This is a genomic window from Streptomyces lateritius (genome assembly GCF_014649715.1).
Lineage (GTDB): Bacteria > Actinomycetota > Actinomycetes > Streptomycetales > Streptomycetaceae > Streptomyces > Streptomyces lateritius.
In genome coordinates this window covers 24907-38968 of sequence record NZ_BMTO01000011.1, presented here as the reverse complement: position 1 = coordinate 38968, position 14062 = coordinate 24907, and the positions used below count along the sequence as shown (strand labels likewise).

Annotated in this window: 13 protein-coding genes; 7 read left to right on the top strand and 6 right to left on the bottom strand. The window is 71.1% G+C overall.

The window, feature by feature from the left end; genetic code table 11:
- Positions 1–227: 227 nt before the first annotated feature.
- The 3 genes from IE136_RS22630 (at position 228) to IE136_RS22620 (ending at position 2214) form a co-directional block, all read left to right on the top strand.
- Positions 228–1091 carry a Sco1979 family transcriptional regulator gene (locus IE136_RS22630; RefSeq protein WP_158992155.1) on the top strand — a complete coding sequence of 288 codons (864 nt, stop codon included), beginning with the start codon at positions 228–230 and terminating at the stop codon, positions 1089–1091.
- On the top strand, positions 1092–1328 hold the full coding sequence (locus IE136_RS22625) for a DUF397 domain-containing protein (RefSeq protein WP_125742105.1): 237 nt from the start codon (positions 1092–1094) through the stop codon (positions 1326–1328). It begins immediately after the preceding gene.
- A gap of 79 nt (positions 1329–1407) precedes the next feature.
- Positions 1408–2214 carry an SAM-dependent methyltransferase gene (locus IE136_RS22620; protein ID WP_158992157.1) on the top strand — a complete coding sequence of 269 codons (807 nt, stop codon included), beginning with the start codon at positions 1408–1410 and terminating at the stop codon, positions 2212–2214.
- A gap of 55 nt (positions 2215–2269) precedes the next feature.
- Here the strand turns inward: IE136_RS22620 and IE136_RS22615 are convergent, their stop codons facing one another.
- Entirely contained in the window at positions 2270–4180 is a 1911-nt protein-coding gene (locus IE136_RS22615) for a M64 family metallopeptidase (RefSeq protein WP_229819042.1), read from the bottom strand.
- A gap of 91 nt (positions 4181–4271) precedes the next feature.
- Positions 4272–5615 carry a 6-phospho-beta-glucosidase gene (locus IE136_RS22610; RefSeq protein ID WP_189601242.1) on the bottom strand — a complete coding sequence of 448 codons (1344 nt, stop codon included), beginning with the start codon at positions 5613–5615 and terminating at the stop codon, positions 4272–4274.
- A 17-nt stretch (positions 5616–5632) separates the two neighbouring features.
- On the opposite strand from IE136_RS22610, the gene IE136_RS22605 reads away from it, so the two are divergent.
- Positions 5633–6019 carry a VOC family protein gene (locus IE136_RS22605; RefSeq protein ID WP_158992163.1) on the top strand — a complete coding sequence of 129 codons (387 nt, stop codon included), beginning with the start codon at positions 5633–5635 and terminating at the stop codon, positions 6017–6019.
- A 29-nt stretch (positions 6020–6048) separates the two neighbouring features.
- Here the strand turns inward: IE136_RS22605 and IE136_RS22600 are convergent, their stop codons facing one another.
- Complete coding sequence (locus IE136_RS22600) at positions 6049–7854, bottom strand: hydroxysqualene dehydroxylase (RefSeq protein ID WP_158992165.1); 1806 nt, start codon at positions 7852–7854, stop codon at positions 6049–6051.
- Positions 7855–7995: 141 nt separating this feature from the next.
- Between IE136_RS22600 and IE136_RS22595 the strand changes: the two genes are divergently transcribed.
- Positions 7996–8460 carry a YchJ family protein gene (locus tag IE136_RS22595; RefSeq protein ID WP_189601241.1) on the top strand — a complete coding sequence of 155 codons (465 nt, stop codon included), beginning with the start codon at positions 7996–7998 and terminating at the stop codon, positions 8458–8460.
- Positions 8461–8537: 77 nt separating this feature from the next.
- Here the strand turns inward: IE136_RS22595 and IE136_RS22590 are convergent, their stop codons facing one another.
- The 3 genes from IE136_RS22590 to IE136_RS22580 form a co-directional block, all read right to left on the bottom strand.
- Complete coding sequence (locus IE136_RS22590; protein ID WP_158992169.1) at positions 8538–10622, bottom strand: MDR family MFS transporter; 2085 nt, start codon at positions 10620–10622, stop codon at positions 8538–8540.
- A gap of 113 nt (positions 10623–10735) precedes the next feature.
- A complete protein-coding gene (locus tag IE136_RS22585; protein ID WP_189601330.1) occupies positions 10736–10987 on the bottom strand; it encodes a hypothetical protein in 252 nt (83 codons plus the stop codon).
- A 381-nt stretch (positions 10988–11368) separates the two neighbouring features.
- The gene (locus tag IE136_RS22580) at positions 11369–12451 is read right to left on the bottom strand and encodes an ATP-dependent DNA ligase (RefSeq protein ID WP_158992173.1); all 1083 of its coding nucleotides are present in this window, start codon (positions 12449–12451) and stop codon (positions 11369–11371) included.
- A gap of 52 nt (positions 12452–12503) precedes the next feature.
- Between IE136_RS22580 and ligD the strand changes: the two genes are divergently transcribed.
- Complete coding sequence (ligD, locus tag IE136_RS22575; protein WP_189601240.1) at positions 12504–13559, top strand: non-homologous end-joining DNA ligase; 1056 nt, start codon at positions 12504–12506, stop codon at positions 13557–13559.
- 237 nt (positions 13560–13796) lie between these two features.
- The gene (locus IE136_RS22570) at positions 13797–14054 is read left to right on the top strand and encodes a WhiB family transcriptional regulator (protein WP_189601239.1); all 258 of its coding nucleotides are present in this window, start codon (positions 13797–13799) and stop codon (positions 14052–14054) included.
- The last annotated feature ends 8 nt before the right edge of the window (positions 14055–14062 follow it).

Here is a 14062-nt window from a genome sequence, read left to right as displayed (position 1 = left end):
CGCGTTACCAGAAGCCACGACCGGTTCCTCACAACAGTGGGTAAGCAGCTCCGTACGTCGCCCACCGTGGCGGCGCGCGGCAGCAGCGCGTACTGGTTCACCGGAATACTCTGCTCCCGACGGGGACACTTGGCAAGTGGCACTCTGAAAATTGCAGAGTGCCGTGTTCTCTCTGGCACCTCTTCGTGGCACACTCGGTCCAAACAGCGCGTCGGGGAGGTCTGAGAGTGAGCGAGCCGCGGTCCGCCCCCACGGTGGGACAGGTCGTCCTCGGCAAGCGACTGCAGGACCTGCGCGAGCGGGCCGGCCTGAAGCGGGAGGAGGCCGCCAAGGTCCTCCGCGTCGCGCCGGCCACCATCCGACGCATGGAGACCGCCGAAGTCGCGCTGAAGATCCCGTACGTACAACTCCTGCTGAAGGCGTACGGAATCACCGACTCCGAGGCCGAGGGGTTCATCGCCCTCGCCGAGGAGGCCAACCTCCCCGGCTGGTGGCAGCGGTTCCACGACGTGCTGCCCGGCTGGTTCTCCATGTACGTCAGCCTGGAAGGGGCCGCGAGCCTCATCCGCGCCTACGAACCACAGTTCGTCCCCGGTCTGCTGCAGACCGAGGAGTACGCCCGCGCCATCCTGCGCAGCGGGGCCGTCGGCGGAAGCAACGCCCAGGACACAGAACGTCATGTAGCCCTGCGGATGGAGCGACAGTCCCTGTTGACCAGGGAAGACGCGCCGAAGTTCTGGGTGATCATGGACGAGACCGTCCTCCGCCGACCGGTCGGCGACGGGCCCGAAGTGATGCGCGACCAGCTCGACCGGCTGCTCGAAGCGTCCGAGCTGCCGAACGTCACCCTGCAGATCGCGGAGTTCGCGTCCGGCCATCATCCCGGCACCTACGGACCGTTCGTCCTCTTTCGCTTCGCCATGCCCGAACTCCCGGACATGGTCTACAGCGAATACCTCACCGGCGCCGTCTATCTCGACGCGCGCCCCGAGGTGGCCTCTCACCTCGAGGTCATGGACCGCATGGCGGCCCAGGCCGCGACTGCACAACGTACGAAGGAGATCCTCAAGGATCTCCGCGAGGAGCTGTGAATGGATCGCATATACAACGGCATGCCCGCCGCGGAACTCGGTGTCGAGGGATGGCACAAGCCGTGGAGCGGCGGGAACGGGGGCAACTGTGTGGAGGCCATGAAGCTGGCCGACGGCAGAGTCGCCGTGCGACAGTCCGCAGACCCCGAAGGACCGGCGCTCATCTACACCCACGGCGAGATCGCCGCGTTCATCCAGGGTGCGAAATCCGGTCAGGCCGACTTTCTGCTCACCTGACCCCTTCCGTCACACCCCTACCGTCGCGTAACTCTTGATCCAGCAAACGCCGTTCACTCCGCCGACCAGGAGCTCTCCGATGACCCAGGACCCCGCAGCCATACGGATCGACACCAGCAAGCCGCATCCCGCGCGGATGTACGACTGGTTCCTGGGCGGCAAGGACAACTACCCGGTCGACGAGGAGATGGCCCGGCAGCTGCTCACCGTCGACGCCCGCGGCCGGGACATGGCGCGGGTCAACCGGGCCTTCATGCACCGCGCCACCCGCTGGCTCAGCGCCAACGGCGTACGGCAGTACCTCGACATCGGAACCGGCATCCCGACCGAGCCCAACCTGCACCAGATCGCCCAGCAGGCCGCGCCCGAGTCCAGGATCGTCTACTGCGACAACGACCCGATCGTGCTCGCGCACGCGGCCGCCCTGCTGCGCTCGACGCCCGAAGGGGCCACCGAGTACATCCAGGCGGACGCCCGCGACCCCGAGCTGATCCTCGAAAGAGCGGGGAAGGTGCTTGATTTCGGCCGGCCCATCGCCCTGTCGATGCTCGCCCTGCTGCACTTCGTCGGCGACGAGGACGGGGCGTACGACCTGGTCGGCAAGCTCGTCGACAAGCTCGCACCGGGCAGCTACCTCGTCCTGTCGCACGTGACCGGGGACTTCGACCCGGAGGGCGCGGCGAAGGCAGCCGGCATGTACAAGGCCCGCGGGCTGACCCTGCGGCCGAGGTCGCGGGACGAACTGGCCGCGTTCTTCGACGGTCTGGAGCTCGTCGAGCCCGGCGTCTCGCTCACGGCCGAGTGGCACCCGGAGCTGGGCGAGGTCGTCCCGGTGCAGGGCGACGACCCGATCCCGGGATGGGCCGCCGTCGGACGCAAGCTCTGAAGTCCTACCGGTACGCGCGGGCCCGCAGCCTCGGAGGGCCGCGGGCCCGCGTGCCTCAGTCGTCCTGCGGGGCGACCAGCGTGACCAGGAACGACTTCGCCGCGCTCACGTTGCCCGCCGCGTCGATCGAGCGGTACTCGACCGTGTGCGTGCCGTAGTCCGGGGTCGCGTCGTCCCACGGGACCGCCCGGCTCGTACCCAGCTTGCCGTAGACGAGATCGTCGATGACCGTGCCGCCCGGCGAGAAGCGGAACGGCGCGTCCGCGTCGGTCGGCCAGCCGTAGTACGTGTACCAGCCGTCGCCGTCCACCCGGAACTGACTGACGACGGCGCCGGGTCGGTCGTCGCGCGCCGCCAGCCTCATCGTGAACTCCCCGTCGTACACGTACTCGGTGGGGCGGCCGGACCGGTGCACCGTGCGCAGCGGCTCGGACAGCTCGTACGATCCCGTCGCCGGCCGGGCGTCCACCGTCCACCTCAACTCGGCGTCGGTGCCCGCGATCCGGGCCGTCAGAACGTGTGTTCCTGGGCTGAGGCGGAGTGAACGCAGGTCGAGGTCACGGTCGTTGCCCGGATTGCCGACCGTCCGGCCGTCCAGCCGCCACCGGACGGCGAGCGTGCCACGTGTGGGGTGGGTCGTGTCGGCGTGGACCACCGAGCGCGCGGCGACGGGTGACGTCGTCGGCGTGTGGCCGGTGAAGGCCGCCTCGGCGTCGTCCTCGGCACCGTCCTCGGGGGTGGTCAGCGCCCGGTTCACCGTCCAGCTCACCGTACGGGTCAGGGCCGCCGAACCGCGGACCGCGGGGTCACGGACGAACGGGGTCGGGTCGCTGACCGTCGCCGTCAGGGTGTGGTTCCCGGCGGAGAGGGCCAGGGCGCGCAGGTCGATCGTCCGTGCGCCGCCGGTGCCGATCGTCCGCCCGTCCAGCCGCCACACCACGTCCAGCTCACCGCCCAGCGGGTGCAGGGTGTCCACCCACACCGCCCGGTCGGCTCCGATCGGCGCCCCGTTGGGTGTGTGCGCCTGGACGAGGTTCACCTTCGCCGAGATCGCCTGGACCATCACCTCGCGCTCGACCTGGTCGAATCCGTAGCCGAGCGTCTTCATGATCGAGTGCTTGCTCGGCCGCCAGACACCCCGGGTGCTGTACAGCCCTCCCTCGTGCCGGCCGATGACACCGCCCGCCTCGCTCTTCTCGCCCAGCCAGCGCCACCACTTGGCGCGCTGCTCCCGCATCTGCTCCTCGGACAGCAGGGTGTGGTGCGCCGAGGCCGGCTCGGGGCCGGAGTACGTGCCGCCGGCGACCCCGCGCGCGTAGTAGTCGTACTCGTCCTGGAGCTTGCCCAGCGAGTGGCCGATCTCGTGCGGGGTGATCAGCGAGGAGAGCGCGTTGCCGCCGGACGCGGTGGCGTAACCGCCGCCGGCGCCGCCGTAGGTGTCGCTGTGGGCCAGGGCCGCGACCTGCCGGTTGGCGCCGCTCGTGCCCGGGACGAGGTCGGCCAGCGCGGCCGCCTTCGCGCTGTCCACCGTCAGGAGTCGCTGCACGCTGCTCGGGTTGCAGCCGCCCCAGAAGCCCATGTCCAGCGGGGTGTCACGCCGGGGCGCGTCGAGCCCGGGGTCGCAGTCGACCCCCGACTCCGGCGAGGGGACCTCCACCACCCAGACGTTGACGTACGAGCGGTACGACGCGAACGGCTCGATGCTCCACAGCACGTTCAGATGTTTCTCGACGTCGGCCCGGAACGCCGGCATCTCCTCCGCCGTGTAGCCGTCACCCATCACGACCAGGTTGAAGCGCTTGTCGGCGGGGCCCGTGGTCTGGACGGGAACGACGGTCGCCGCTTCGACGACGTCGGCGACTTCGCCAAAGCCACCGGAGCCACCGGAGCCGGCGGTGTCGGCGGCCGCCGGTCCCGCTCCCACCAGACCGGCGGTCAGCAGACAGCTGGTCGTGAGACGGACCATGGCCCTTCGAAGACGTATGCCAGGTGAGGTCATGGGGCGCGAGCGTATGCCGCGCCCCCGGTCGCGTAAAGATGTTCGCCGGACAGTCGTCTCAGCTTCGCAGGTACGCCAGACCCTCGTGCTCGGAGGTGTAGCGGTCGACCAGCCGGCGCGCCACCGACACCGAGTCGACCAGCGGATGCAGCGCGAACGCCTTCACCGCCGCCGTCCGCGATCCGCTCTCCGCCGCCGCCAGGACCTCCCGCTCCACCGCCTTGACCGCCGTCACCAGGCCCACCGCGTGGTACGGCAGCGGTGCCACCGACACCGGATGGGCGCCCGCCGCGTCCACGAAGCAGGGCACCTCGACGACCGCGTCCGCGTCGAGCACGGAAAGGGTGGTGCGGTTGCGGACATTGAGGATGAGCGTGGCGCGTTCGTTGCGCGCGATCGCCCGCATCAGCGCCAGGGCGACCTTCTCGTACCCGCCCGACTCCAGATCGTCCTCGTCCCGCTGACCGACCCCGGCGGCCACCCGGTTGGCGGCCATGTACGTGGCCTCCCGATCGGCGAGCGTGCGGTGCCAGGTGGCCAGGGGAGGCGTGCCGGGCTTTCCCATCTCCTCGTAGAAACCCGCCTGTTGACCGAGAAGGTAGGCGCCGCGCGTCCGCTCGGCCTGCCGGTAGGCCTGCACGGCCTCCCGGTTGAAGTAGTAGTAGTGCAGGTACTCGTTGGGGATCGCGCCCAGCGAGCGCAGCCACTCGGGGCCGAAGAGCCTGCCCTCCTCGAAGGATCCGAGGGCCTGCTCGTCCGCGAGCAGGCGGGGCAGCTCGTCCCGTCCGCCGACGCGCAGTCCGCGCAGCCAGCCCAGGTGGTTCAGGCCCACGTAGTCGATCCACGCCTCGCCGGGGTCGGCGCCGAGGGTGCGGGCCACCCGGCGGCCGAGCCCCACGGGGGAGTCGCAGATGCCGATGACCCGGTCGCCGAGGACCCGGGACATGGCCTCGGTCACCAGACCGGCCGGGTTGGTGAAGTTGATGACCCAGGCGTCCGGGGCGAGTGCGGCGACCCGCCGGGCGATGTGCACCGCGACCGGCACGGTCCGCAGGCCGTAGGCGATACCGCCGGCGCCGACCGTCTCCTGCCCGAGGACGCCCTCGGCGAGCGCGATCCGTTCGTCGGCCGCCCGGCCTTCGAGGCCGCCCACCCGGATCGCCGAGAAGACGAAACCGGCGCCGCGCAGCGCCTCGTCGAGGTCGGTCGTCGCCGTGACGGCCGGCGCGTCGGGCACCCCGGCACCCTGCTCGGCGAGGACCCGGGCGATGGCCGAGAGCCGCCCGCCGTCGAGGTCGTACAGCGTGACGTGCGTGACCCGCCCCTCGGCGTGGTCGCCCAGCAGTGCGCCGTACACGAGCGGGACCCGGAATCCGCCGCCTCCGAGAATCGTCAGTTTCATGGTCGTACGCTACTGGGATGCACGTACTGAGCAGCCGGATCCTGTTGCGGCCGGCCGATCCCGAGCGCTCCCGGCGCTTCTACGGCGAGACGCTCGGGCTCGCGGTGTACCGCGAGTTCGGCACCGGTCCGGATCGGGGGACCGTCTACTTCCTCGGTGGCGGCTTCCTGGAGGTGTCCGGCCGCGCCGCCGCGCCGCCGCCCCGGCCGGAGCTGCGGCTCTGGATGCAGGTGGCCGACGTGCGCGCGGCGCACGAGGAGCTTCTGGGCCGTGACGTCGTGATCCTGCGGGAGCCGGTGACCGAGCCGTGGGGGCTGGTGGAGATGTGGATCGCGGACCCCGACGGGGTGGAGATCGCCCTCGTCGAGGTCCCCGAGGACCATCCGCTGCGCTACCGCCCCTGAAAGGCCCAGACCTGAGCCCAGGCCACGACCTAGCCCGCGTCCAGGGCGTTGCGCAGGCCGAGGCGGTAGCGCAGCCGGTCGTGCCGCTTGTGCGCCTCCAGTTCGGGGGCGCGGAAGAGCGGCTTCACCGTGCAGCGTGCGGCCGGGGAGCCCGTACGGTCGAGGAGCGCGTTCACCGCCTGACGGGCGGAGGCGTTGGCGCCCTCCATGGTCGCCAGGTCGATGTCCACGGCCACGTAGTCGCCGGCCAGGAAGAAGTTGGGGACGGCCGTCGCAGCCCGCGGGCGGTTGTGGAAGGTGCCGACCGGGTGGATGAGGAGCTGGTCGTCGTTGGTCGGGTTCGGGGTGCCGAGGCCGTCGACACCCGGGTCGAGGAACCACGAGTGCAGGGCGCCGTCCTTGAGCACCGTACGGCCCGTGTCGTTGAACGCGGCCTTGAGCTGCGCCCACACCTCCCGGGCGACCTCGGCGCGGGTGCACTGCTTTGCCGTCTTGCCGTAGAGGACGCCCGGCCGGTCCCACTCGGAGATGTCCACCGAGAGGCAGTCGACGACCGCCCCGTCGCCGTAGTCGGCGGCGAAGTCGCGGGACGGCCAGTGCTCAGCCTGCTGAATGCACGTCAGCGACCAGGGCGAGTCGATGCAGTTGGCGTGCCCGGCGAGCAGGGGCGCGGGTTCGGTCAGGTAGAACTGAATGCCCGTCATCCAGTCCGTCTCCAGCTTGTCGCACCGCCCGAGCTGCGGGTCCGCCGCCCGCAGTGCGGCGCCCCAGGTCCGCCGCGCGTGCTCGACCGGCATCGCGGAGACGTAATGGTCGGCGGTGACCGAACGGCGGGCGCCCTGCGGGTCCTCGATCACCGCCGCCGCGATCCGCCCGGCACCGGAGTCGTACGCCATCTCCCGTACGGTCCAGCCGACCCGGAACTCCACGCCCAAGCCGGTCAGATGGGTGACCCACGGGTCGATCCAGGCCTCGTTGGTGGGCAGGTTCAGGATCCGGTCGAGGGGCCCGTCGGCGCCGCGGCCGAGGGCGTTGAAGGTGAAGGCCTCCATGAGCGTGGCGACCGTGCGGGTGCTGGCCTCCTCGGCCTTGGTGGCCACGATGTTGCGGGTGAGGCCGACGGCGAGGATGCGCTGGTAGTCGTAGCTCATCCGCTCGGCCCGCAGGAACTCCCACCAGGGCGTCCGCTCCCACGTCTCGTCCCGCCGTTCGTCGCAGCTGGTGAGGAAGACCAGGAAGCGGTTGACGAAGTACGCCGACTCGTGGAGCGGGATGGAACGGGCGGTCTCCAGGAGCGCGGTCAGGGCGCGGCGGATCTCGTCGAGCGTGAGCTCGGCGGGCCGGTGGCCGGGCCAGGGCAGCGGGATGCGCAGGTCCTCGCGGCCGGTGCGGGCGAAGGACATCTCGGCCGGGGCGATCAGGTTGTCCCAGACGCCGTTCGCGTTCCCGGGAAAGGGGATGCGCCGCATCGTGTCCGGCAGGTTGTGGTAGATGCCGGGGATGAACCGGAAGCCGTGCTCGGCGGGCAGTGCCCGGCGGCCTCCGCGCGCGCTGTCCGGTACGTCCATGGAGCGGGCCTTCCCGCCGAGCGCCCGCCGTTCGTAGACGGTGACGTGGAAGCCGCGTTCGGCCAGTTCGTGGGCGGCGGTCAGACCGGCGACGCCGCCGCCGAGCACGGCGACGGACGGCGCTCCGGTGGCCGCGGTGACCGCGGTGGTCCGGGCCGTCGTCTCGGCCGCGGCGGCCGAGGTCGGTACGGCTCCGACGGCGGCCGCGCCGGTGACCGCGGCGGCCGTGGTCACGAAGGTGCGTCGCGAGGTGCCCGTACTGTTCATGCCCAACCCCTTTACCGGCGGTAACAGTCACGTCCGGCGCAGGAGCATACGGGCGCCCACCCGCGCCCGGAAGTCCCGTACGTCGGCCGCCGCACACATGGCGCGATCCCGCCCCCGGGTCCCCACGCCACAATGGACCCCATGTCCCGACGCAACGTCCGCAAGAACCCCGCGCGCCCCCAGCGCCGCGCCGGCACCGCCGCCCCCGCTGTCACCGCCGACGCGCCCTGCCCCTGCGGTCGCACCGCCGCGTACGGCGAGTGCTGCGGGCGCTTCCACACGGGGGCGACGACAGCACCCACGGCGGAACTCCTCATGCGGTCCCGCTACAGCGCCTTCGTCGTCCGCGACGAGGCGTATCTGCTGCGCACCTGGGCGCCGGAGACCCGGCCCGGTGACATCGACTTCGACCCGTCGCTGCGCTGGACGGGGCTGGAGATCCGGGACACGGCCGACGGCACCGCCTTCCATCAGGCCGGGACCGTCACCTTCCTCGCCCGGTACACCCAGGGAGGAGAACCCGGCTCACTGCACGAGCGCAGCCGGTTCCGTCGCCACGAGGGCGTCTGGGTGTACGTGGACGGGGAGTTCCTCGAGGGGGCTTGAGGGCGGCCGAAGGCGGCGGCTGAAGGCGGCGGCTCAAGACGGTGCCTACGACGGTCAGGACACGACGCGGACCGGCGTCAGGACACGACGCCGACCGGCTCGCGGCGGACCGGCCGCAGGCCGCCCGCGAGATCCTCCGCGACCAGCTTCTTCGCGATGGCGTCCGTCGCGGCCCGCAGCTCCGGCCCGCTCGGCCGGCCCTGCTCCCGCTCGATCCGGGAGCTGAGCCAGTCCGACCAGGCGCGCGTGATGACCTCGGCCTCCCGCTTCCCCGCCCGGGTGTGCGAGAGCAGCGTGCCGTCCCGGGTCAGGAAGCCCTCGTCGACCATGCGGTCGAAGACCGGGAGCAGGACCTCCGGCGGTACCCGCCGGCCGGCCGAGATCAGGCCGAGGCTGGCGTGCCCGACCAGCCGGGTGAAGAGCTCGACCTGCATCACCGCCCAGGCGCCGGCCATGTCGAGCCGGGTGTCGGAGTCGGCGACGATCCGGCGCGCGGTGTCGGGGTCCGTCTTCCGCAGGATCCTGCCGACGGAGAGTTCGAGCAGTTCGGCCGAGTCGCCGGAGGTCGTCGGCGAGCCGAAGCCCTCGCCCATGTCGGGGGCCGAGGCCCGGGCGGTGTCCCGGAGCGGTACCTCCTTCAGGAAGAGCGCCACGACGAGGCCGACGGCGGCGACCGGCACCGTCCAGAGGAAGACCGTGTGGAGCGTGTCCGCGTACGCCTGGACGATCGGCGCCGCCACGTCGTCGGGCAGTCCGTGGACACCCACCGGGCTCTGCGCGGCCCGCGCGAGGGCGGCCGGATCTCCGGCCCCGGGTACGGCGGCGGCCTCGCCGACCCCTTGGGCGAGGTTAGGCGTGAGGGAGTTGACGTAGATCGTGCCGAAGACGGCCGTACCGAAGGCGCTGCCGAGCGTACGGAAGAAGGTGACGCCCGAGGTGGCGGTGCCGAGGTCGGCGTAGTCCACGGTGTTCTGCACGGCGATCGTGAGCACCTGCATGCACAGGCCGATGCCGGCGCCGAGCACGAACATGTAGAGCGACTCCAGCCAGGTGCTGGTCCGCGTGTCCATCAGCGAGAGCAGGAAGAGGCCGATCCCCATCACCAGACATCCGACGATGGGGAAGATCCGGTAGCGGCCGGTCTTGCTCACCACATTGCCGCTGTAGATCGAGGCGATCAGCAGCCCGACGACCATCGGCAGCGTCCGGATGCCGGAGACGGTGGCCGAGTCCCCGTCGACGTACTGGAGATACGACGGGAGGAAGGTCAGGGAGCCGAGCATGGCGAAGCCGACCACGAAGCTCAGCACGGAACAGACGGCGAACACCGGATTGGCGAAGAGGCGCATGGGCAGCATCGGTTCGGCGGCCCGGGTCTCCACCCGGCAGAAGAGCGCGAGCGCGATCAGTCCGCCGGCGAAGAGCCCGATGATGACGCCGGAGCCCCAGGCGTACTCGTTGCCGCCCCAACTGGTCGCCAGGATCAGGGCGCTGGATCCGGCGGCGACGAGCGCGATGCCCGCGTAGTCGATGACCGGCCGGCTCGCGGAGCGGACGGAAGGGATCGTACGGGCGGCGGCGATGACGACCAGGATCGCGATGGGGACGTTGACGTAGAACGCCCAGCGCCAGCTCAGGTGGTCGGTGAACAGCCCTCCGAGCAGTGGGCCGATGACGGTGGAGACGCCGAAGACGGCGCCGATCGCGCCCTGGTACTTGCCCCGGTCACGCAGCGGGATCACATCGGCGATCAGCGCCATCGAGGTGACCATCAGGCCGCCGGCGCCGATGCCCTGGAGGCCGCGCCAGACGATCAGGAGGGTCATGTTGGTGGCGAGGCCGCAGAGGAACGAGCCGGTGATGAAGACGATCGCCGAGATCTGGAAGATCACCTTGCGGCCGAAGAGGTCGCCGAACTTGCCGACCAGGACAGTGGCGACGGTCTCGGCCAGCAGATAGGCGGTGACCACCCAGGACATGTGGGCGGCGCCGCCGAGGTCCGAGACGATCGTCGGAAGGGCGGTGCCGACGATCGTCTGGTCCAGTGCGGCGAGCAGGACGCCGAGCATGATCGTGCCGAAGACGATGTTGCGGCGGCGGCTGTCGAGCACGGGGGGCTCGGCGGCCGGGGGCGCGGGGGCGACTTCGCTGGTGGTGGTCACCCTCGCAGCCTCACACCGGGCGCCGCGGCCCGCATGCGGGGGACGGCCGAACCGGTGCGGCGCCGGGGGTACGCCCCGAACGGGCTAAGCCGGGTTTCCCCGGCGCGGCGCGGTCAGCGCGGGCGCACCGGCAGGAGGGGGTGGTGCTTGGCCAGGATCTTGTTGGCCCGCGCCAGCGTCGCCAGGGCGTGCTCACGGTCGGCGCGGTCCTCCGCGCAGAGCGGCCCGCGGAACCGGTAGACCTCGCGCGCGGCGCAGTCGGCGTCGATCTCCGCCTGCAGGACGTGCAGCGGTAGGCACGAACCGATCAGCGCGGCCACACGGTCGGGGATCGGAACGGGAACGAGGCGCGAGGGCGAGGTGATCACGAGTCAGTCCTTGTGGGTCTGTGCGAGGCGGGGTCTCACCTACATACGTACCGGATGCGCTTCCGGGTTGGTCGACGGGGATGTCTCCGCTAGGCAACGGCTCTTGGGCCTTTCGGCGAGGCGTACGGATCACCCGGGCGCCGGGCCGGGCGCGGGAGCGTCGGCGGCGCGACGCGTTCCCGCAGGTGCGCGGCGCGCCGCGCGATCACTTGACCGAAAGGATGTTGAGGATCGCTCAGGTGTCCACCGAACAGGAGGTCCTGATTTCGTTTTCGGTGGCCGTCGGCCCGTTGAGGAATGTGAAGCATCTCACCTCCGCGCGGGCGGAGATGGCGGACGAGGGGCGGCTCGCGCACCCCCTCGCTCAGGCCGAGGCCTCTACCCCCGGGACGGGGAGCCGCCGGAGGAGAGCACCTCGGACAGGTCGTAGGAGACCGGCTCCTCCAGTTGCGCGTACCCGCAGGACTCCGGCGCACGGTCCGGCCGCCACCGCTTGAACTGAGCCGTGTGCCGGAACCGGTCGCCCTCCATGTGGTCGTAACCCACCTCGCAGACCCGTTCCGGCCGCAGCGCCACCCACGACAGGTCCTTCTTCCCCGACCAGCGGCTCGGCGCGCCCGGAAGCCGCGCGCTCTCGTGCGCCGACTCCTGCGCCCACGCCGCCCACGGGTGCCCGTCGGGCGGATCCATCCGCAGCGGTTCGAGCTCCTGGACGAGCTCCGCGCGACGCCTGGCGGTGAAGGCCGCGCAGACGCCGACGTGCTGGAGGGCGCCGTTCTCGTCGTACAGACCGAGCAGCAGCGAACCGATGACCGGTCCGCTCTTGTGGAAGCGGTAGCCGGCCACCACCACGTCGGCCGTCCGCTCGTGCTTGATCTTGTACATCAGCCGGGCGTCCGGGCGGTACGGCAGATCCAGCGGCTTGGCGATCACGCCGTCCAGACCCGCCCCTTCGTACTGCTCGAACCAGTGCGCCGCCACGTCGGGGTCCGTTGTCGCCGGTGCCAGATGGACCGGCGCGTCCACTCCGCGCAGGGCCTCCTCCAAGGCGGCCCGCCGGTCCGTGAGGGGGGTGTCCATCAGCGACTCGTCGCCGAGGGCGAGCAGGTCGAAGGCGATGAACCGCGCAGGGGTCCGCTCGGCCAGCATCCGCACGCGGGAATCTGCCGGGTGGATGCGCTCCGTGAGCCGGTCGAAGTCGAGGCGCCCGCCGTGCTCGATCACGATCTCGCCGTCGATCACGCACCGGTGCGGGAGGCGGGGCGGGAGCGCGGCGGCCAGCTCGGGGAAGTAGCGGGTCAGCGGTTTGCCCGTACGGCTGCCGATCACGAGCTCGGGGCCGTCACGGTGCACGATGGCACGGAAGCCGTCCCATTTCGCCTCGTACTGCATCCCGGGCGGAATCTTCTTCACGGCCTTGGCCAGCATCGGCTTCACGGGAGGCATCACCGGCAGATCCATGGATCGATTGTCCGGTATGCGGCGAATGTCGGCGAGCCCTAGGCTGACCCGCATGGCAGGCAAAGCGGCAGCGATCGAGCTGGAGGTCGGAGAGCGGACCGTACGCGTCTCCAATCCGGACAAGGTGTACTTCCCCGAGACCGGCTACACCAAGCTCGACATGGTCAGCTACTACCTGGCCGTCGGCGACGGCATCACCCGCGCCCTGCGGAACCGGCCCACGACGCTGGAACGCTATCCCGACGGCGTGACCGGCGAGTCCTTCTTCCAGAAGCGCGCCCCGAAGTACCTCCCGGACTGGATCCCCACCGCGCACATCACCTTCCCCAGCGGACGCTCCGCCGACGAGATGTGCCCGACCGAACCGGCGGCCGTCCTGTGGGCCGCCAACCTCGGCGCCGTCACCTTCCACCCGTGGCCGGTTCGGCGCGAGGACACCGACCACCCCGACGAACTGCGCCTCGACCTCGACCCGCAGCCCGGCACCGACTACAGCGACGCCGTGCGCGCCGCCCACGAACTGCGCGCCGTTCTCGACGAGGCGGGACTTCGGGGCTGGCCCAAGACCTCCGGCGGGCGCGGCCTGCATGTCTTCGTCCCCATCGAGCCGCTGTGGACCTTCACCCAGGTCCGCCGGGCGGCCATCGCCGCCGGCCGCGAACTGGAACGCCGGATGCCGCGGCACGTGACCACCAGATGGTGGAAGGAGGAGCGCGGGCAGAAGATCTTCGTCGACTACAACCAGACGGCGCGCGACCGCACCATCGCCTCCGCCTACTCCGTCCGCCCCCGGCCGCACGCCCCCGTCTCCGCGCCCCTGCGCTGGGAGGAGGTCGACGACGCGACCCCGCAGGACTTCGACATCAGGACGATGCCGCCCCGCTACGCCGAGATGGGCGACGTCCACGCCGACATGGACGACCACCGCTTCAGCCTGGAGGCCCTGCTCGAACTCGCCCGCCGCGACGAGGCCGAACACGGCCTCGGGGACCTGCCGTACCCACCGGAGTACCCGAAGATGCCGGGCGAACCGAAGCGGGTCCAACCCAGCCGAGCGAAGAAGCCGGCGAAGCGCGACGACGACGAGGGCGACCGCGACGGAGCGTGACGACGGGTAGCCTCGTCTCGTACGTCGACCGGGGGGTGATCGCACCCGGCAGCGCCCTCGGCCTGGGCTGGGGGCCGGGGGCGACGCCCTGTCTCTGGCGTCCCCGGGCTCCGACTCCCTGCTGCTTCGGCGAACCCTTTCCGTGGACCGCTCTCCGTCGGCACCCGAGCGCGTTCGGCGTGCCGCATTGATCGGATGTTGATGAGGTGTTTACGGACACGGGGCAGCGTGTCAGCCATGCAGACCGACACCACCGTACTGACCGCTCCCGCCGCCGACATGGCCTGGCAGGAGGACGCTCTCTGCGCCCAGGCAGGGCCCGATTTCTTCTTTCCCGCCCCCGGGTCCTCCACCCGCGAGGCTAAGCAGCTCTGTGGGGCGTGCGAGGGGCGGGTGGCGTGCTTGGAGTACGCGCTGACGCATGACGAGAGGTTCGGGGTGTGGGGCGGTCTCTCCGAGAAGGAACGGATTCGGCTGAAGCGGCAGCGCGGCTGAGCGCAGGC